This window comes from Neorhizobium galegae, from assembly GCF_017877055.1.
GTDB lineage: Bacteria > Pseudomonadota > Alphaproteobacteria > Rhizobiales > Rhizobiaceae > Neorhizobium > Neorhizobium galegae_D.
Genome location: NZ_JAGIPG010000002.1, coordinates 910,261 through 925,936, shown reverse-complemented (window position 1 = coordinate 925,936; position 15,676 = coordinate 910,261). Strand labels below are relative to the sequence as shown.

Sequence of the window (15,676 nt, the reverse complement as noted above, 5' to 3'; positions counted from 1 at the left end):
AGGCAAGGCTTCTTTAACCGCTATTTTTAAGCAGTCTCGAACATGGCCCGCCCTATGCTTTGGCTATCAGAGGACAAAAGTCCCGTAGAGAAACCGGCAACGGCTCTCAGGTAAAACAAGGGTAGCATATCGATGACCAACACTGTTCTGAAGCCCGTTTGGGCAGGGTCGACATTCAGGCTCGATCCGTCTCGTTTCCCGCAGCAGGTTACCTATGCGCTGCGCGAGACATCAGGAGATGTCTCCATCACCATCGACGAACGCGGCGCTGTGCTGCGTAAGATTCTCCCCGCAAGTGGCCTCCCCCTCTCCTTCGCCCTGCCCGCCCGCGCCTTCAAGGGTGTTGCAGCCCGCGCCATAGACCACGGCGACGGCGAAGTGACGGTCACGCTCGAACTGCATCACGACGATCCGGATCTGTGCATTCCGCTGCTCGTCGCCCACGACCTCTGCGACATCGCCGCCGACTGGCGGAGCTGGTCGGACGCCTATCGCATTCCAATGCTGATGGTGGAAGCCGACGGCATCGCCCGGCCGCTGGAAAACCATATCGGCGACGTGCGCACCAATGCCGTCAGGCAGCGGCGCCGCCATTCCTATTTCGCGGCCCGCCGGCCGCGCTTCCTGGTCCGCCGCACCACCGGCAGCCTCGGCGTGACGATGAAAATCGAAGGCAAGGAGATTATCGCGCGTCGGTAGGGCTTTGTTTGTCCCTTTGTCCACCGCCCGCGCGATAAGGTGGGAGAGAGCCCGATCCTCAAGCGGTCGGGCTTTTTCCGTTAAAGGGCGAGCGACAGGAGGAGGCCGGCAAACAGGATCGCGCCGACTCGGCTATTGGACTTGAAAAGCCTCAGGCACTGGTCGGCATTGTCGATATCGAGGACCAAAACCTGCCAGCCGAACATCAGCGCCGCAGCGAAAAGGCCGAGATAGGCAAGGAAACCGACGCCGGCCGATCCGAAAGCCAGCAGCAGGAAGACGAGCGCCAGGCCGTAAAGGCCGATCAGCCAGGGCTTGGTATTGTCGCCGAAGAGACGCGCGGTCGAGCGCACCCCGATCAGCTCGTCGTCCTCCTTGTCCTGGTGGGCGTAGATCGTGTCGTAACCGATCGTCCAGGCGATGGCCGCCAGGTAGAGCCAGAGAGCCGCAAGTGAGAGGCTGCCGAACGTGGCGGCCCAGCCCATCAGCGCGCCCCAGGAAAAGGCGAGACCGAGGAAAAATTGCGGCCAGTCGGTGAACCGCTTGGCGAAGGGATAGATCGCCACCACCGCCAGCGACAGGATGCCGAGCAGGATGGCGAAAGCGTTGAACTGGATGAGGACGAGCAGGCCGACCAGCGCCTGCACGGCGATGAAGACCTTCGCCTCGAAGCGGGAGACGCGGCCGGAAGGCAGCGGCCGCGAACGGGTGCGGGCCACTTCCATGTCGATGTCATGGTCGACCAGATCGTTATAGGTGCAGCCGGCGCCGCGCATGGCGACCGACCCCAGGAAGAACAGCGCGAGGTGGAAAAGCAGGAGGCCGAGGGAAAACGCGCCCTCTTCCTTGGCAGCGTTCGCCGCCAGCGCCGCGGACCAGAAACACGGCCACATCAGGAGCTGCCAGCCGATCGGCCGGTCCCACCTTGCGAGCTGCGCATAGGGCCAGGCCGGCCGCGGCAGGACGCGATAGACCCAATTGTCGGATGGAGCGTCGGCCACGCGGCCGCTGAAATCGTCGGCGTTCGTCATGGCCGGTTCTAGCGCCGGCCGAACGCTACGGTCAAGCCGGCGCTTTGTTGCCTTCCGGTGCGGAGATGTCTGCGCCTTCCGTCATGAGCACGCTCACGACTTGGGGCGTAGAAGAGCCACGCCTCAGGGCAGCGAGAAGCCGAACTTGTAGCTTGCTGAGACGCCAAACATCAGCTGGTTTTTAGAACCCCGCTCGCGCACCAGGCTGCTGTCGGCAACATCGCCCGTCAACCGCTTGTATTCGGCGAACGAGGTGAGCTCGAGTTTCTCGGTCGCCTTCCAGGTCAGCGCCGCGCCGACGCCCACCGAATGCAGGCCGCTGCCCGGGTCGTAGGCGGAGAGGCCCGACGCCGCGGACTGGCTCGGCGTGACCTTGTAATACGCATCGTTGTAGCCGTTGCTTGCCCAGGTCGCGCGCGGACCACCCGATAGCCGGAGGTCGGGCTGGAGATCCGTGAACGCGTCGACCGAGACGTCTGCAACTACGCCGTCGTGACTTCGGATGCCCTGGCGGATTTCGGCCCGGGCGCGGATCCAGTCGGTCGGATAGATATCGACGAACCCGCCGACTTCGCCGCCGAGCTTCACCTTCTTCAAACCCCTGAGGTCATCGGACGTATCATCGTCGCGCGGCATGATCAGCTTGGCCGCCACGCCGGCGCGGATCGAACCCTGGTCGATCAGCGCGAAGGAGATGCTGTCGTTGCGGGAGGAGAAGCGTGCCTGTTTGCTGTTCTGGCGGCCGAGCGAGATGATCGGCGAGAACTGCAGGCTGCGGCCGTTGTCGCCCTCGAATTTCGGCGCGACGAAACCGGCACCGCCGAGCGTCAGGTACCAGTCGCCGGACCAGAAGCCTTCCTGGGCCTTAGCGCTGCCTGAAGAAACAATCGAAAAGATGGAAATGAAAAGAGCAGCCCGAAGAGGCAAAGACATGGCAACGGATCCTGAAAACGCAAAACAGAACAGAGATCCCACGGGGGATTTCTGTCCTATTATCGCATTTCCATTGCCAGCTTGTTAACCACGCGAAAGATCAGACCGCGACCTTGTCGAGCGGGATGCGGCTCTGTTCGAAGGCCCTGAGTTCCGCCTCGCGCTCGTAGATGTAGTCGCGGTTGTCCGGAACGGCAGTACGTTTCTTGACGATCTGCATCTGGAAAATGAAGAAGCTCTCGTGGGTGAAGGCCATTTCCGAGCCGGCGAGGTAGAATTCCCACATGCGCACGAAACGTTCGTCGTAAAGCGCTGCCGCCTTGTCCTTGTTGGCGATGAAACGCTCGCGCCAGTGGCGCAGCGTATAAGCATAGTGCATCGGCAGGATTTCGATGTCGGAGACAAGCAGGCCGGCCTTCTCGATCGCCGGCATCACTTCCGAGATCGCCGGAATGTAACCGCCCGGGAAGATGTATTTCTCGATCCAGGGATTGTTGATGAGGGCCGGATAGGGTTGGCCGATCGAATGCAGCACCATGACGCCGTCATCAGCGAGAACGTCGTTCACCTTGTCGAAGAATTTCGGATAGTTCAGCCGGCCGACATGCTCGAACATGCCGACGGAAACGATGCGGTCGTAGCGCTTGTCCGGCGGCAGGTAATAATAGTCCTGCAGCTCGAAGCGGACGCTGTTGGCGAGCCCGCGCTTGGCGGCGCGCTCGCGCGAAATCTTGAGCTGCGCGGTCGATAACGTGATGCCTGTCACGTCGACGCCGGAGGATTCCGACAGATACATGGCCATGCCGCCCCAGCCGGAGCCTATTTCCAGCGCCTTTTGGCCGGGTTCGGCAAGCAGCTTGGCGACGATATGGCGCTTCTTGGCGATCTGCGCCTCATCGAGCGAAATACCCGGAGGGTTGAAATAGGCGCAGGAATATTGCCAGTCCTCGTCCAGGAAGAGCGAGAACAGCCTTTCGTCGAGATCGTAGTGATGGGCGACGTTGCGCCGATTGTGGTTGATCGGCACGCGATTGCGGAATTGGGAAACCAGCACGCGGGCGATGCCGCGCCAGATCATGCCGAAGGTCAGGCCTTCGCTAAGCGTATTGTCCTTGATCAGGGCCAGGAACTCGTAGATGTCGCCGTCTTCGACGAGAAGGCGGCCATCCATATAGAGTTCACCGAGCTTCAAGGGCGGATCCGCGACGAGTTCGCGTTCGGCGGCTTCGTCGGTAAAGCGGATAGTCACCGCCCTTCCTCCGCCTCCGCCGTAATGCTGCTCACCACCAGAACCGCGTACGGTCAGGGTACCTGTCTTGACGATTTTGCTGAGAAGATTGTGAAGGGACGAGGCCACGGACCCACCTCCAATAATACTAAGGATGCCTTATTAATCCAAAATCTAGTCGTTTTTGTGCGAGTTTCAAGCACATTGCCGCCATGAAAATGACATAAAAAAACAGGCCGTCAAACCTTTGTCTGACGACCTGCACGCTGTGATTGATATTTTTCCGAAGCCCGCGAAATTTACTTGCGTTTTAAAGCTTCTGCGAGTGCTGCACCGAAAGCGCCCTGCGATGCGTTTTTTTCGGTTTTCATCATTTTTGGATTGACCGGCCTAGCGTCGCGGTCGGCGCCGCGTGCAGCGGGTGCCGCCTCGCCGCCGTCCTTGCGCATGGTCAGCGCTATCCTCTTCCGCTTCACATCGACCTCGACGACCCGGACCTTGACCACGTCGCCGGCCTTCACGACCTCATGCGGATCCTTGATGAAGCGGTCGGCAAGCTGCGAAACATGGACCAACCCGTCCTGATGCACGCCGATATCGACGAAAGCGCCGAAGGCGGCCACGTTGGTGACCGTGCCTTCGAGCATCATGCCCGGCTTAAGGTCGGTGATCTCGTCCACGCCGTCAGCGAAGGTGGCGGTCTTGAAGCTCGGGCGGGGATCGCGGCCGGGCTTTTCCAGCTCGGCGATGATATCCTTGACCGTCGGCAGGCCGAAGGTGTCGTCGATGAACCGCTTCGGGTCGAGCGCCTTCAAGGCTGCGCTGTCGCCCATCAGCGAGCGCAGGTCGCGGCCGCAGGCAGCGACGATCTTCTTGGCGACGCCATAGGCTTCCGGATGGACGGCGGACGCATCGAGCGGCTCCCTGCCGTTCGGAATGCGCAGGAAGCCGGCCGCCTGTTCGAAGGTGCGGTTGCCGAGGCGGGCGACCTTCAGGAGGTCCCTGCGGCTCGAAAATGCGCCGTTCTGGTCGCGGTGGGCGACGATTGCCTCGGCAATCGAGCGGCTGAGGCCCGAGACACGGGCGAGCAGTGGCGCAGAGGCCATGTTCAAATCGACGCCGACGGCGTTCACCGCATCCTCGACCACCGCATCGAGCGAGCGGGAGAGTTTTCCCTGATCGACATCGTGCTGATACTGGCCGACGCCGATCGACTTGGGTTCGATCTTGACCAGTTCCGCCAGCGGATCCTGCAGGCGGCGGGCGATGGAGACGGCACCGCGCAACGACACGTCGAGACCGGGGAATTCGAGAGCGGCGGTTTCTGACGCCGAATAGACCGAAGCGCCGGCCTCCGAGACGATGACCTTGGTCGGCTTGGCGCCGGAGGGCGGCACGGGCATGTTCGCCAGCATGTCGGCGACCAGCTTCTCCGTCTCGCGGCTGCCGGTGCCGTTGCCGATTGCGATCAGCTCGACATTGTGTTTGCGGATCAGCGACGCGAGGTCGGCCTGGGTTCCGCGGATGTCGTTCTTCGGCGGGAACGGATAGACGGTCGTGGTTTCCAGCAGCTTGCCAGTGGCATCGACGATCGCCACCTTGACGCCGGTGCGGATGCCCGGATCGAGGCCCATCGTGGTGCGCGAGCCGGCCGGTGCGGCGAGCAGCAGGTCCTTGAGGTTGCGGGCGAACACATGGATCGCCTCCTCCTCGGCGCGCTCGCGCAGTTCGCGCATCAGGTCCAGCGACAGCGATACGGAGAGTTTCACACGCCAGGTCCAGCCGGCGGCCTCCATCAGCCAGCGATCGGCGGCACCCCGGTCGCGGATGTCGAAGGCAAGAGCGATGATGCGCTGGGCGGGCTTGATCGGCGACGGATCGTCCTGGTCGACTTCGATCGTCAGCGTCAGGAATTCCTCGTTCCAGCCGCGCAACATGGCGAGCGCGCGATGGCCGGGGGCCGTCGACCAGCGTTCGGAATGATCGAAATAGTCGGAGAATTTTGCGCCGGCCTCCTGCTTGCCGTCGACAACCTTGGCCTTCAGCGTCGCACCATTGCGCATATGCTGACGCAGCTTGCCGAGCAGATCTGCATTTTCGGAGAAGGTCTCGGCGACGATATCGCGGGCGCCTTCGAGCGCCGTCTTCACGTCGGCGACTTCATCCGTGATATAGGCCTCGGCCAGTTTCGCCGGATCGGCGCTGCGGTCGGCCCAGATCGCGTCGGCCAAGGGTCCAAGGCCACGCTCGCGGGCGATCTCGGCGCGGGTGCGGCGCTTCGGCTTGTAGGGAAGATAGAGGTCTTCGATCTCAGCCTTGGTGGTTGCCTTGCCGATCTTTGCGGCAAGCTCGTCGGTCATCTTGCCCTGGGAATTGATCGAATCGACAATGGTCGAACGGCGCGCTTCGAGCTCGCGCAGATAGACCAGGCGTTCCGACAGGTTGCGGAGCTGCGTATCGTCCAGCCCGCCGGTCACTTCCTTGCGGTAGCGCGCGATGAACGGCACGGTTGCGCCCTCGTCGATCAGCCCGATCGCGGCGGCGGCCTGTTCGGGGCGGGCATTGATTTCCGCGGCAATCGCGGCGGCAAGGAAACGGAGATCGGCGGCCATGGGCGTCCTCGTTCAAATGGGAGGCGCGACCATAGTCGAAGTTTGTGGCAAGGCAACGTGGCGAGTGCCGGTTCCACAATTTGATTGGAACCAGCCGTGCCGGAACGAAACAGGCGGTGACCGATCGCTAACCAAGGCCCTGTGGAAAAGAATTAACCCACTCTCACCTCCCGCGAGAGGCAACTAAAACCCATCCCGCCGCATGATGTGGCCGAATGGAGAGACGAATGCCCAAAAACGCCGCCAGGATTCTGGCATTTGATACGGCGGTCGCCAATGAAGAGCTCGAGGCTGCCATTTCCTATCTCGAACAGAAGCTGAACGATGCGTCCCTTCGGAACGAACCAGTGCCTTTCCTCGCCTATCGGAACAGGGTGATCTTCCAGGCGACGCTGGATATCCGACGTGGCGCCAAGAATCGGCGTGGTGAATTCTGACCTTTGTCGAACGCAACGGCCTCCCGTCAAAACGCCATGATGGCCACAAGATGGGAGGCCACCTAAGCCTTGGCCCTTGACCTTTGCCTCCCCTCCCCTTAACCGCCGCGCAGGGCCAAGGTTTTCAGCGCAGACGAGGGCAGGACATGAAGGTTCTCTTGATCGGTTCGGGTGGACGCGAGCACGCGCTCGCCTGGAAACTCGCCCAGTCTCCGAAACTCGGCAAACTTTACGCCGCCCCCGGCAATCCCGGCATCGCCGATCATGCCGAACTCGTATCGCTCGGCATCGACGATCATGCCGCCGTCGCGGCCTTCTGCCTCGACAAGGCGATCGACCTCGTCGTCGTCGGGCCGGAAGCGCCGCTCGTGGCCGGGCTTGCGGACCATCTCCGCGCCAAGGGTATTGCAACCTTCGGTCCTTCTGCGGCCGCAGCCCAGCTCGAAGGCTCGAAGGGTTTTACCAAGGACCTCTGCGCCCGCTACGATATCCCGACCGGCGCCTATCGCCGCTTCACCGATGCGGCCGAGGCCAAAGCCTATGTGCGCGAGCAGGGCACACCGATCGTCGTGAAGGCCGACGGGCTTGCAGCCGGCAAGGGTGTCACCGTCGCCATGGTGCTCGACGAGGCGCTTGCGGCGATCGACGACTGTTTCGACGGCGCCTTCGGGTCGGCCGGTGCCGAAGTGGTGGTGGAAGCCTATCTGGACGGCGAGGAGGCGAGCTTCTTCTGCCTGTCCGACGGCAGGACGGCACTGGCGCTCGCCACCGCCCAGGACCACAAGCGGGTCGGCGACGGCGATACCGGCCCGAATACCGGCGGCATGGGCGCCTATTCGCCCGCTCCGGTGATGACGCCGGACATGGTTGCTCGCACGATGAAGGAGATCATCGAGCCGACGATCCGCGGCATGGCCGAAAGCGGGCATCCCTTTACCGGCGTGTTCTTCGCAGGCCTGATGATCACGGCCAAGGGTCCGGAATTGATCGAATACAATGTCCGCTTCGGCGACCCCGAATGCCAGGTGCTGATGATGCGGCTAAAGAGCGACCTGCTCGACCTGCTTCGTGCGGCAGCGACCGGGACGCTCGACCTGGTTTCCGCCGAGTGGAGCGACGACGTGGCGCTGACCGTGGTCATGGCCTCCAAGGGTTATCCGGGCGTCTACGACAAGGGCACCCCGATCGCCCACCTGCCGGACGATGGTGCCGGCGAGAAGATCTTCCACGCCGGGACGGCGCTCAAGGACGGCAAACTTGTCGCAACCGGCGGCCGCGTGCTGAACGTCACGGCGACCGCCGGGACCGTCGCGGATGCGCAGGCGCGCGCCTACAGGCTCGTGGACCAGGTCGAATGGGAAAACGGTTTCTGCCGCCGCGATATCGGCTGGCAGGCGGTGGCGCGCGAAAAGAACTGAGTGCCGGAAAGGCCAGTTCATTCAAAATTTACCGATTATCCAGACGGGATAGAAACGAAGCGGCGGTAAACATTGGGGACCTCAAGAAGGATTCCCGGTCATGCGTCTCGTTCTGGCTACAGCTTTGGTGTTTGCAAGCGGTTCCGCTTTCGCGTCATCGATCACGGTGATCAACAGCGCACATCAGCCAGGCGTCAGTATCGTCACCAAGACCTGCGCGAGTTGCCCGGTCGCCGTGGCCCCGAAATCCGACGAAGCGGCCTACAAGGTTCCCGATCTGCCGACAGGCACCCAGAAGACGGAGATCATCGAGATCAACGGTGAGAAGAAGCTGGCGCGTACCGAAGCCTGGCTCGGCGGCTCGCCGGTGATCCATGTCAGCAAGCTCCCCAAATGGATGGCCGAGGAAAAGGCCATTGCCGAACTTCACCCGTCCTCCAACGGTTCGACCCAGACGCAGATCGCCACCGCGGAAGCATCGGGCGACGGCATCGATGCCGACGCCACGACCAGCGCCGTGAAAACGATCGGCGAAGCGTCGGTCGGAATTGCGGAAGCTTCCCTGGCGCCGAAGCCGCTGGCCCTCGACCTGTTCGAGCTACGCACCAATCGGTTCTAATTTTAGAACATCATTATATTTACATAGCAGAAAGTGCTCCTGAAATAGCTTTTCACGGAATGCGCGCAAATTGCGCATCATCAAATCCAGCCTGCCCAAAATATTTGCGTTTGCGGCTGTCAAGGCTTGGATAATTAAATTTTTGTTCAAATGTTCGAGATCACTCTCCCGTCATAGTGCGATGTAAGCACATGACCAGCGCAGGACGCGCTTCCCCCCAAACTTCGCCCCGCTCCGGCTCCTCCGGGAGAGTTCGGCTGCCTGAAAGTGAGTCGAAACATGAAGAATCTCAAGATTTCCCACCAGTTATTGGCGATGGTGGCTGTGCTCATGATGGCGTTCGCCGCCGTCACCTATTATCAGATCCGCACTTCGATCGCCTCCATCTATGGCGAGCGCTACGAGATGCTGCGCACCCAGGTGGAGTCTGGCATTTCCATCCTGCAGTCCTATTACGACCGGGAAAAGTCGGGCGAGTTGAAGCACGAGGATGCGCAGAAACTGGCTTTCGCAACCGTGGCAGGGATCAAATACGAGCCGGCCGGCTACCTCTTCGGCCTGAACTACGACACGGTGACGCAGTTCCACTACAATTCCAAACTGATCGGCGTGAACCAGAAGGGTCAGCCGGACAAGATGGGCAACCTGTTCCGCGAAGAGATGGTCGCCAAGGGCCGTGCCGGCGGCGGCGTCACCACCTACTACTGGGAAAAGCCCGGCATGCCGGCCGACAAGGTCTTCGAAAAGGCTGCCTATTCCCGCGCCTTCGAACCCTGGCAGATCATTGTCGGCACGGGCGTTTACACCGACGACCTCGACGCCAAGATCAACAAGACGATCCTGGAAGTGGTCGGCATCGGTTTCTTCGCCTTCCTGCTTGCACTCGGTGTCGGCTTGATCGTCATCCGCAACATCACCAAGCCGCTCGCCGCCGTGCATGGCGCACTGGAAGCCGTCGCCGACGAAAACGTCACCGCGACGATCCCGCATACGGAGATGTCGAACGAAGTGGGCATGATGGCGAAGGCCACCCAGGCGCTGCAGGAAAAGATCCGCGAACGCCATGCGATGGCCGAACGCGAGGAAAAACAGAAGACCGAGCTCGACCGCGAGCGGCAGCAGAACGTCGACCTTCAGCAGCAGGAAGCCGCGCTGCAGACCCGCGTGGTCTCCACCATCGGCGAAGCGCTCGAAGCGCTGGCCCAGGGCGACCTCACCGTCCGCTGCAGCGATCTCGGCGCGCGTTACGAGACGCTCCGCCACAACTTCAACGAGGCGCTCGCCCATCTCGAAGCGGCGATGAGCAAGGTCAATGCCAAGGGCATCGACATCGGCGGCTCCAAGGAAGAAATCCGCCGCGCCTCCAACGAACTGTCGCAGCGCACCGAACGCCAGGCCGCCAATCTCGAAGAGACGTCCGCGGCTCTCGACGAACTCACCGTCGCCGTTCGCCAGACGGCCGAAGGCGCCCATGAAGCGGCCCAGCGCGTCACCTCGGTCAGCGCCGAGGCAACCCGTTCCGACCAGATCGTCGCCCAGGCGATCGACGCGATGGGCGGCATCGAACATTCGTCGGAAGAGATCTCCAAGATCATCGGCGTGATCGACGACATCGCTTTCCAGACCAACCTGCTGGCCCTCAATGCCGGCGTCGAAGCCGCCCGCGCCGGGGAATCCGGCAAGGGTTTTGCGGTCGTCGCCCAGGAAGTTCGCGAACTCGCCCAGCGCTCCGCCGCTGCGGCAAAGGAGATCAAGGACCAGATCTCGCGCTCTTCCGGCCAGGTGCAGAACGGCGTGCGCCTCGTCGGCGAAGCGGGCGAGGCCCTGAAGCGGATCTCCGACCAGGTGAAGGCTGCGAGCGACATCGTCGGCAAGATCGCCCATTCGGCCTCCGAACAGGACACGACGCTCCGCTCGATCTCGTCGTCGCTGAACCAGCTCGACGCCGCCACCCAGCACAATGCGGCGATGGCGGAAGAGACCACCGCCTCGGCCGAGGCGCTTGCCGCCGATACCGACGAATTGCTGAACCTGATCAGCAGCTTCCGCATCAGCGCAGGCCAAAATACCGGCTACAATACCGGCGCCGGCAGCCTCAACCGCGTCGCACAGAAGATGCGCCGCGCAAGCTGATCCAAGTTAGTCGGGGGACGGAGAACCGCCGGATCGAAGGATCCGGCGGTTTGCTTCATAAGGCAGGGTACATTCCCAAATAAGCACGCAATACAAGTTTATCTTTAAATTACACGCAATGCTGGTGAAGTCTATTTGAATTATGGCGCCTCCATATTCGAAAATCTTCTTCTCAGCCTCGAGCCTTTGACGCTCGAACTCCGTAGAAGCGGATATAGACCTCCTGAAATATTCAACTCACTGCTCAAAGTTGCTTATTGTTAATTTTTATTCAAATATTTCGTTACATTCTCACGGATGTGCGATGTCGGCACATCCGTATGCGCAGAATGCGCCTCTCCACTCAGAACCATTCCCCCAGTCGCTCGATACGGCTCAATTAGTTATGGAACGAACATGAAAAACCTGAGGATTTCAAACCAGCTCGTGCTGCTGGTTCTGGCCCTGATCGCCGGCTTCGCCGTCGTGACCTATTTCGAACTCCAGGCCTCGACGCGGGCTATCTATGCCGAGCGGTATGGAATGCTGCGGACCCAGGTGGAGTCCGGGATCGGCATCCTCAAGAAGTTCCAGCAGCGCGAGGCGGCCGGTGAGCTGACGCGCGCAGAAGCCCAGAAGCAGGCCTTCGCCGCCGTCTCCGCCATGAGCTTCCAGCCCGACGGCTATCTCTTCGCCTATGACTACGACGTGAAGATGCTGATGCATCCCGATCAGAGAAAGATCGGCGAGAACGGCAAGGGCAAACCCGATTCCGCCGGGAAGCTGTTCCGTGACGAAATGGTCTCCGTTGGCAGATCCGGTGGCGGAATTGTCGATTACATGAGCACGTCGAAGCCGGGGCAGCCTGACGGCGACTTCTCGAAGAGCTCCTATGCGAAGGCGTTCGAACCCTGGCAGATGGTCCTGGCGACAGGCGTCTACACCGATGACCTGCAGGCACAAATCCGCGGAATGATACTGGAAGCACTCGCTATCGGCGCACTGGCGCTGATCATTGCCCTTGCCGCTGCCTATCTGGTGATCCGCGGCATCACCAAGCCTCTGGCCGCCGTGCATGGCGCACTGGAAGCCGTCGCCGACGAAAATGTCGCGATCGCCATCCCGCATACGGAGATGTCGAACGAAGTGGGCATGATGGCGAAGGCCACCCAGGCGCTGCAGGAGAAGATCCGCGAACGCCATGCCATGGCCGAACGCGAGGAAAAACAGAAGACCGAGCTCGACCGCGAGCGCCAGCAGAACGTCGACCTTCAGCAGCAGGAAGCCGCGCTGCAGACCCGCGTGGTCTCCACCATCGGCGAAGCGCTCGAAGCGCTGGCCCAGGGCGACCTCACCGTCCGCTGCAGCGATCTCGGCGCGCGTTACGAGACGCTCCGCCACAACTTCAACGAGGCGCTCGCCCATCTCGAAGCGGCGATGAGCAAGGTCAATGCCAAGGGCATCGACATCGGCGGCTCCAAGGAAGAAATCCGCCGCGCCTCCAACGAACTGTCGCAGCGCACCGAACGCCAGGCCGCCAATCTCGAAGAGACGTCCGCGGCTCTCGACGAACTCACCGTCGCCGTTCGCCAGACGGCCGAAGGCGCCCATGAAGCGGCCCAGCGCGTCACCTCGGTCAGCGCCGAGGCAACCCGTTCCGACCAGATCGTCGCCCAGGCGATCGACGCGATGGGCGGCATCGAACATTCGTCGGAAGAGATCTCCAAGATCATCGGCGTGATCGACGACATCGCTTTCCAGACCAACCTGCTGGCCCTCAATGCCGGCGTCGAAGCCGCCCGCGCCGGGGAATCCGGCAAGGGTTTTGCGGTCGTCGCCCAGGAAGTTCGCGAACTCGCCCAGCGCTCCGCCGCTGCGGCAAAGGAGATCAAGGACCAGATCTCGCGCTCTTCCGGCCAGGTGCAGAACGGCGTGCGCCTCGTCGGCGAAGCGGGCGAGGCCCTGAAGCGGATCTCCGACCAGGTGAAGGCTGCGAGCGACATCGTCGGCAAGATCGCCCATTCGGCCTCCGAACAGGACACGACGCTCCGCTCGATCTCGTCGTCGCTGAACCAGCTCGACGCCGCCACCCAGCACAATGCGGCGATGGCGGAAGAGACCACCGCCTCGGCCGAGGCGCTTGCCGCCGATACCGACGAATTGCTGAACCTGATCAGCAGCTTCCGCATCAGCGCAGGCCAAAATACCGGCTACAATACCGGCGCCGGCAGCCTCAACCGCGTCGCACAGAAGATGCGCCGCGCAAGCTGACCCAAAGTTAGTCGGGGGACGGAGAACCGCCGGATCGAAGGATCCGGCGGTTTTTTTGTTTGGGTCAGCCGCTGATCTTCGAGAAATCCGCGACGGTCGCGGTCGCTTCGCGAATGGCCTTCAGGAGCGCCAGGCGGTTGGCACGGATCGCCGTGTCCTCGTCGTTGACCAGCACGTCCTCGAAGAATTTGTCGACGGGCATGCGCAGCTTCGACAGGGCTTCCATGGCCGAGCGGAAGTCTTCCTTTGCAACCGCATCCGACGCTTCCTTCGAGGCGACGACGACAGCCGCCCAGAGCGCCTTTTCGGCATCGAGCTTCAGCAGTTGTTCCGAAACGCCGTCGGCGACGACGGTGCCCTTCTTTTCCTCGGCGGCGAGCAGCTGCACGGCGCGCTTGGTGCCGGCGAGCAGGTTCCTGCCGTCTTCCGAGGTGATGAAGGCCGTCAGCGCCTCGACGCGGCGTACGACCATGAGGAGGTCGTCGGCATCCGGCGTCAGGACGGCGTCGATGAGGTCGTGGCGTGCGCCTTGATCGCGGAGATAGACTTTGAGGCGGTCGTGGAAGAAGGAGAGGAGGTCAAGCAAGACCTCACTGTCAATATTCAGCGCCATCTTGCCAACCAGAGCCGCATCGATATTGGCCGCGACGAGCGTCTGGTAGAGCGGCAGGCGGATCTTCCGCTCCAGCAGCATGCGCACTACGCCAAGTGCCGCACGGCGAAGTGCAAACGGATCCTTCGACCCGGTCGGCTTTTCGTCGATCGCCCAGAAGCCGACGAGCGTATCGAGCTTGTCGGCAAGCGCGACCGTCAGGCCGATCTTGTCCTCGGGCAGGCGATCCGACGGGCCGTTCGGCTTCCAGTGGTCCTCGATCGCGGCAGCTACCTGCGGGGCCTCGCCCTGCAGCATCGCGTATTTGCGCCCCATCAAGCCCTGCAGTTCCGGAAACTCGCCAACGGCTTCGGTGCGCAGGTCGGCCTTGGCAAGCACGGCTGCACGATCGACCAAAGCCGGGTCGGCCCCGACGATCGGCGCCAGATGCGCTGCCAGATCGCGGATGCGGCGAACGCGCTCCCCTTGTGTACCGAGCTTGGCGTGGAACGTCACGTTCAGCGCATCGAGCTTCGCCATGCGCTGGTCGAGCGGCTTCTTAAGGTCGAGGTCGAACTTCGCAGCAGAGTCCTTCAGCGTATCCAGATCCGGCATGTCGCCCTGGTCGCGGGTCCAGAAATGCTTGGCGTCCGAGAGACGGGCGCGCACGACCTTGCCGTTGCCGTGCATGATCTCCTTGCCGCCGTCCTTAGCCTCGATGTTCGAGATCAGGATGAAGCGGTTGGAGAGGCCCTCGCCGCCGGTCTGCGGGCGGGTGACGAAACACTTCTGGTTCGTCTTGATGGTCAGCCGGATGATCTCAGACGGGATTTCGAGATAGTCCTGCTCGAACTCGCCCATCAGCACGTGCGGCCATTCGACGAGGCCGGAGACTTCCTCCAGCAGGCCTTCGTCCTCGACCAGTTCAAGGCCGTTGGCGAAGGCAAGGTCGCGCGCGTCGTGCAGGATGACGTCCTTGCGGCGGTCGGCATCGAGCATGACCTTCGCCTTTTCGAGGCTCGTCACGTAGTCGTCGAAACGGCGCACGGTGATGGCGTCGGGCGCGTGGAAACGGTGGCCGTAGGTGACGTTGCTCGCCACCAGCCCGTCGATCTCGAAGGGGATGACCTGGGTTTCGTCATGTTCCGGGCCGAAGACGCAGACGATCGACTGCAGCGGGCGCACCCAGCGCAGGCTTTCCGGACCCTTGCCGTCGATGCCGGCGAAACGGGCACCCTTCGGCATGGAGGCGGCACCCCAGCGCATCGATTTCGGCCAGGGGAAATTGCGGATGATGCCGGGCATCACCTCGGCGATGATCTCTTCCGCCGGACGGCCGGGCTTGGAGATGACGGCGACGTAGAAATCGCCCTTCTTTGGATCGTTGACGATCTGGGCTTCGGCAAGCGACGACAGGCCAGCACCGCGCAAAAAGCCGGCGATGGCGCCTTCCGGGGCATCGGTACGCGGTCCCTTGCGCTCCTCGCGCTGGTCGGCGGAGCGGGCCGTCAGGCCGCGGATATCCAGCGTCAGGCGGCGCGGCGTCCAGTATTCGCGCGCACCCTCGTAGGTCAGGCCCGCTTCCACCAGCGCGTCGGTGACGAGCTTTTTCAGGTCTCCCGCCGCCTTGCGCTGCATGCGGGCGGGAATTTCCTCCGAGCGGAGTTCGAGAAGCAGATCGGGCATCGATAATCAACTTTTTGATGATTGTTCAACAGGGCGTG

11 protein-coding genes are annotated in these 15,676 nt (G+C 62.2%); 6 read left to right on the top strand and 5 right to left on the bottom strand.

Annotated features, from left to right (window positions below; all coding sequences use genetic code 11):
• Window positions 1-132 precede the first annotated feature (132 nt).
• A complete protein-coding gene (locus J2857_RS14715) occupies window positions 133-699 on the top strand; it encodes a DUF6101 family protein (protein WP_037084360.1) in 567 nt (188 codons plus the stop codon).
• Window positions 700-779: 80 nt separating this feature from the next.
• Here the strand turns inward: J2857_RS14715 and ubiA are convergent, their stop codons facing one another.
• The 4 genes from ubiA to J2857_RS14695 form a co-directional block, all read right to left on the bottom strand.
• Window positions 780-1,730, bottom strand: coding sequence for a 4-hydroxybenzoate octaprenyltransferase (ubiA, locus tag J2857_RS14710; protein ID WP_210010860.1), 951 nt, complete (start codon window positions 1,728-1,730; stop codon window positions 780-782).
• 123 nt (window positions 1,731-1,853) lie between these two features.
• Window positions 1,854-2,657: a MipA/OmpV family protein gene (locus tag J2857_RS14705; protein ID WP_210011686.1), complete on the bottom strand. Its 804-nt coding sequence runs from the start codon at window positions 2,655-2,657 to the stop codon at window positions 1,854-1,856.
• Between the two features lie 106 nt (window positions 2,658-2,763).
• Window positions 2,764-4,020 (bottom strand): class I SAM-dependent methyltransferase, encoded by a 1,257-nt coding sequence (locus J2857_RS14700; protein WP_210010859.1) that lies wholly within the window; start codon window positions 4,018-4,020, stop codon window positions 2,764-2,766.
• Window positions 4,021-4,190: 170 nt separating this feature from the next.
• Window positions 4,191-6,503 (bottom strand): Tex family protein, encoded by a 2,313-nt coding sequence (locus J2857_RS14695; RefSeq protein WP_210010858.1) that lies wholly within the window; start codon window positions 6,501-6,503, stop codon window positions 4,191-4,193.
• Between the two features lie 227 nt (window positions 6,504-6,730).
• Between J2857_RS14695 and J2857_RS14690 the strand changes: the two genes are divergently transcribed.
• The 5 genes from J2857_RS14690 to J2857_RS14670 all read left to right on the top strand — a co-directional run bounded on the left by J2857_RS14690 (window position 6,731) and on the right by J2857_RS14670 (window position 13,360).
• Window positions 6,731-6,940, top strand: coding sequence for a hypothetical protein (locus tag J2857_RS14690; RefSeq protein ID WP_037084369.1), 210 nt, complete (start codon window positions 6,731-6,733; stop codon window positions 6,938-6,940).
• Between the two features lie 146 nt (window positions 6,941-7,086).
• A complete protein-coding gene (purD, locus tag J2857_RS14685) occupies window positions 7,087-8,358 on the top strand; it encodes a phosphoribosylamine--glycine ligase (RefSeq protein WP_210010857.1) in 1,272 nt (423 codons plus the stop codon).
• Window positions 8,359-8,458: 100 nt separating this feature from the next.
• Complete coding sequence (locus tag J2857_RS14680) at window positions 8,459-8,977, top strand: plant virulence effector HPE1-like domain-containing protein (protein ID WP_210010856.1); 519 nt, start codon at window positions 8,459-8,461, stop codon at window positions 8,975-8,977.
• A gap of 279 nt (window positions 8,978-9,256) precedes the next feature.
• Window positions 9,257-11,110: a methyl-accepting chemotaxis protein gene (locus tag J2857_RS14675; protein WP_210010855.1), complete on the top strand. Its 1,854-nt coding sequence runs from the start codon at window positions 9,257-9,259 to the stop codon at window positions 11,108-11,110.
• A gap of 396 nt (window positions 11,111-11,506) precedes the next feature.
• On the top strand, window positions 11,507-13,360 hold the full coding sequence (locus J2857_RS14670) for a methyl-accepting chemotaxis protein (protein ID WP_210010854.1): 1,854 nt from the start codon (window positions 11,507-11,509) through the stop codon (window positions 13,358-13,360).
• A gap of 64 nt (window positions 13,361-13,424) precedes the next feature.
• Here the strand turns inward: J2857_RS14670 and glyS are convergent, their stop codons facing one another.
• Window positions 13,425-15,638: a glycine--tRNA ligase subunit beta gene (glyS, locus tag J2857_RS14665; protein WP_210010853.1), complete on the bottom strand. Its 2,214-nt coding sequence runs from the start codon at window positions 15,636-15,638 to the stop codon at window positions 13,425-13,427.
• Between the last annotated feature and the right edge of the window lie 38 nt (window positions 15,639-15,676).

Bases quoted from the DNA above. Each gene is read 5' to 3' on its own strand.
- J2857_RS14715 (WP_037084360.1), top strand. From the start codon at position 133: ATGACCAACACTGTTCTGAAGCCCGTTTGGGCAGGGTCGACATTCAGG.
- ubiA (WP_210010860.1), bottom strand. From the start codon at position 1,730: ATGACGAACGCCGACGATTTCAGCGGCCGCGTGGCCGACGCTCCATCC.
- J2857_RS14695 (WP_210010858.1), bottom strand. From the start codon at position 6,503: ATGGCCGCCGATCTCCGTTTCCTTGCCGCCGCGATTGCCGCGGAAATC.
- J2857_RS14690 (WP_037084369.1), top strand. From the start codon at position 6,731: ATGCCCAAAAACGCCGCCAGGATTCTGGCATTTGATACGGCGGTCGCC.
- purD (WP_210010857.1), top strand. From the start codon at position 7,087: ATGAAGGTTCTCTTGATCGGTTCGGGTGGACGCGAGCACGCGCTCGCC.
- J2857_RS14680 (WP_210010856.1), top strand. From the start codon at position 8,459: ATGCGTCTCGTTCTGGCTACAGCTTTGGTGTTTGCAAGCGGTTCCGCT.
- J2857_RS14675 (WP_210010855.1), top strand. From the start codon at position 9,257: ATGAAGAATCTCAAGATTTCCCACCAGTTATTGGCGATGGTGGCTGTG.
- J2857_RS14670 (WP_210010854.1), top strand. From the start codon at position 11,507: ATGAAAAACCTGAGGATTTCAAACCAGCTCGTGCTGCTGGTTCTGGCC.
- glyS (WP_210010853.1), bottom strand. From the start codon at position 15,638: ATGCCCGATCTGCTTCTCGAACTCCGCTCGGAGGAAATTCCCGCCCGC.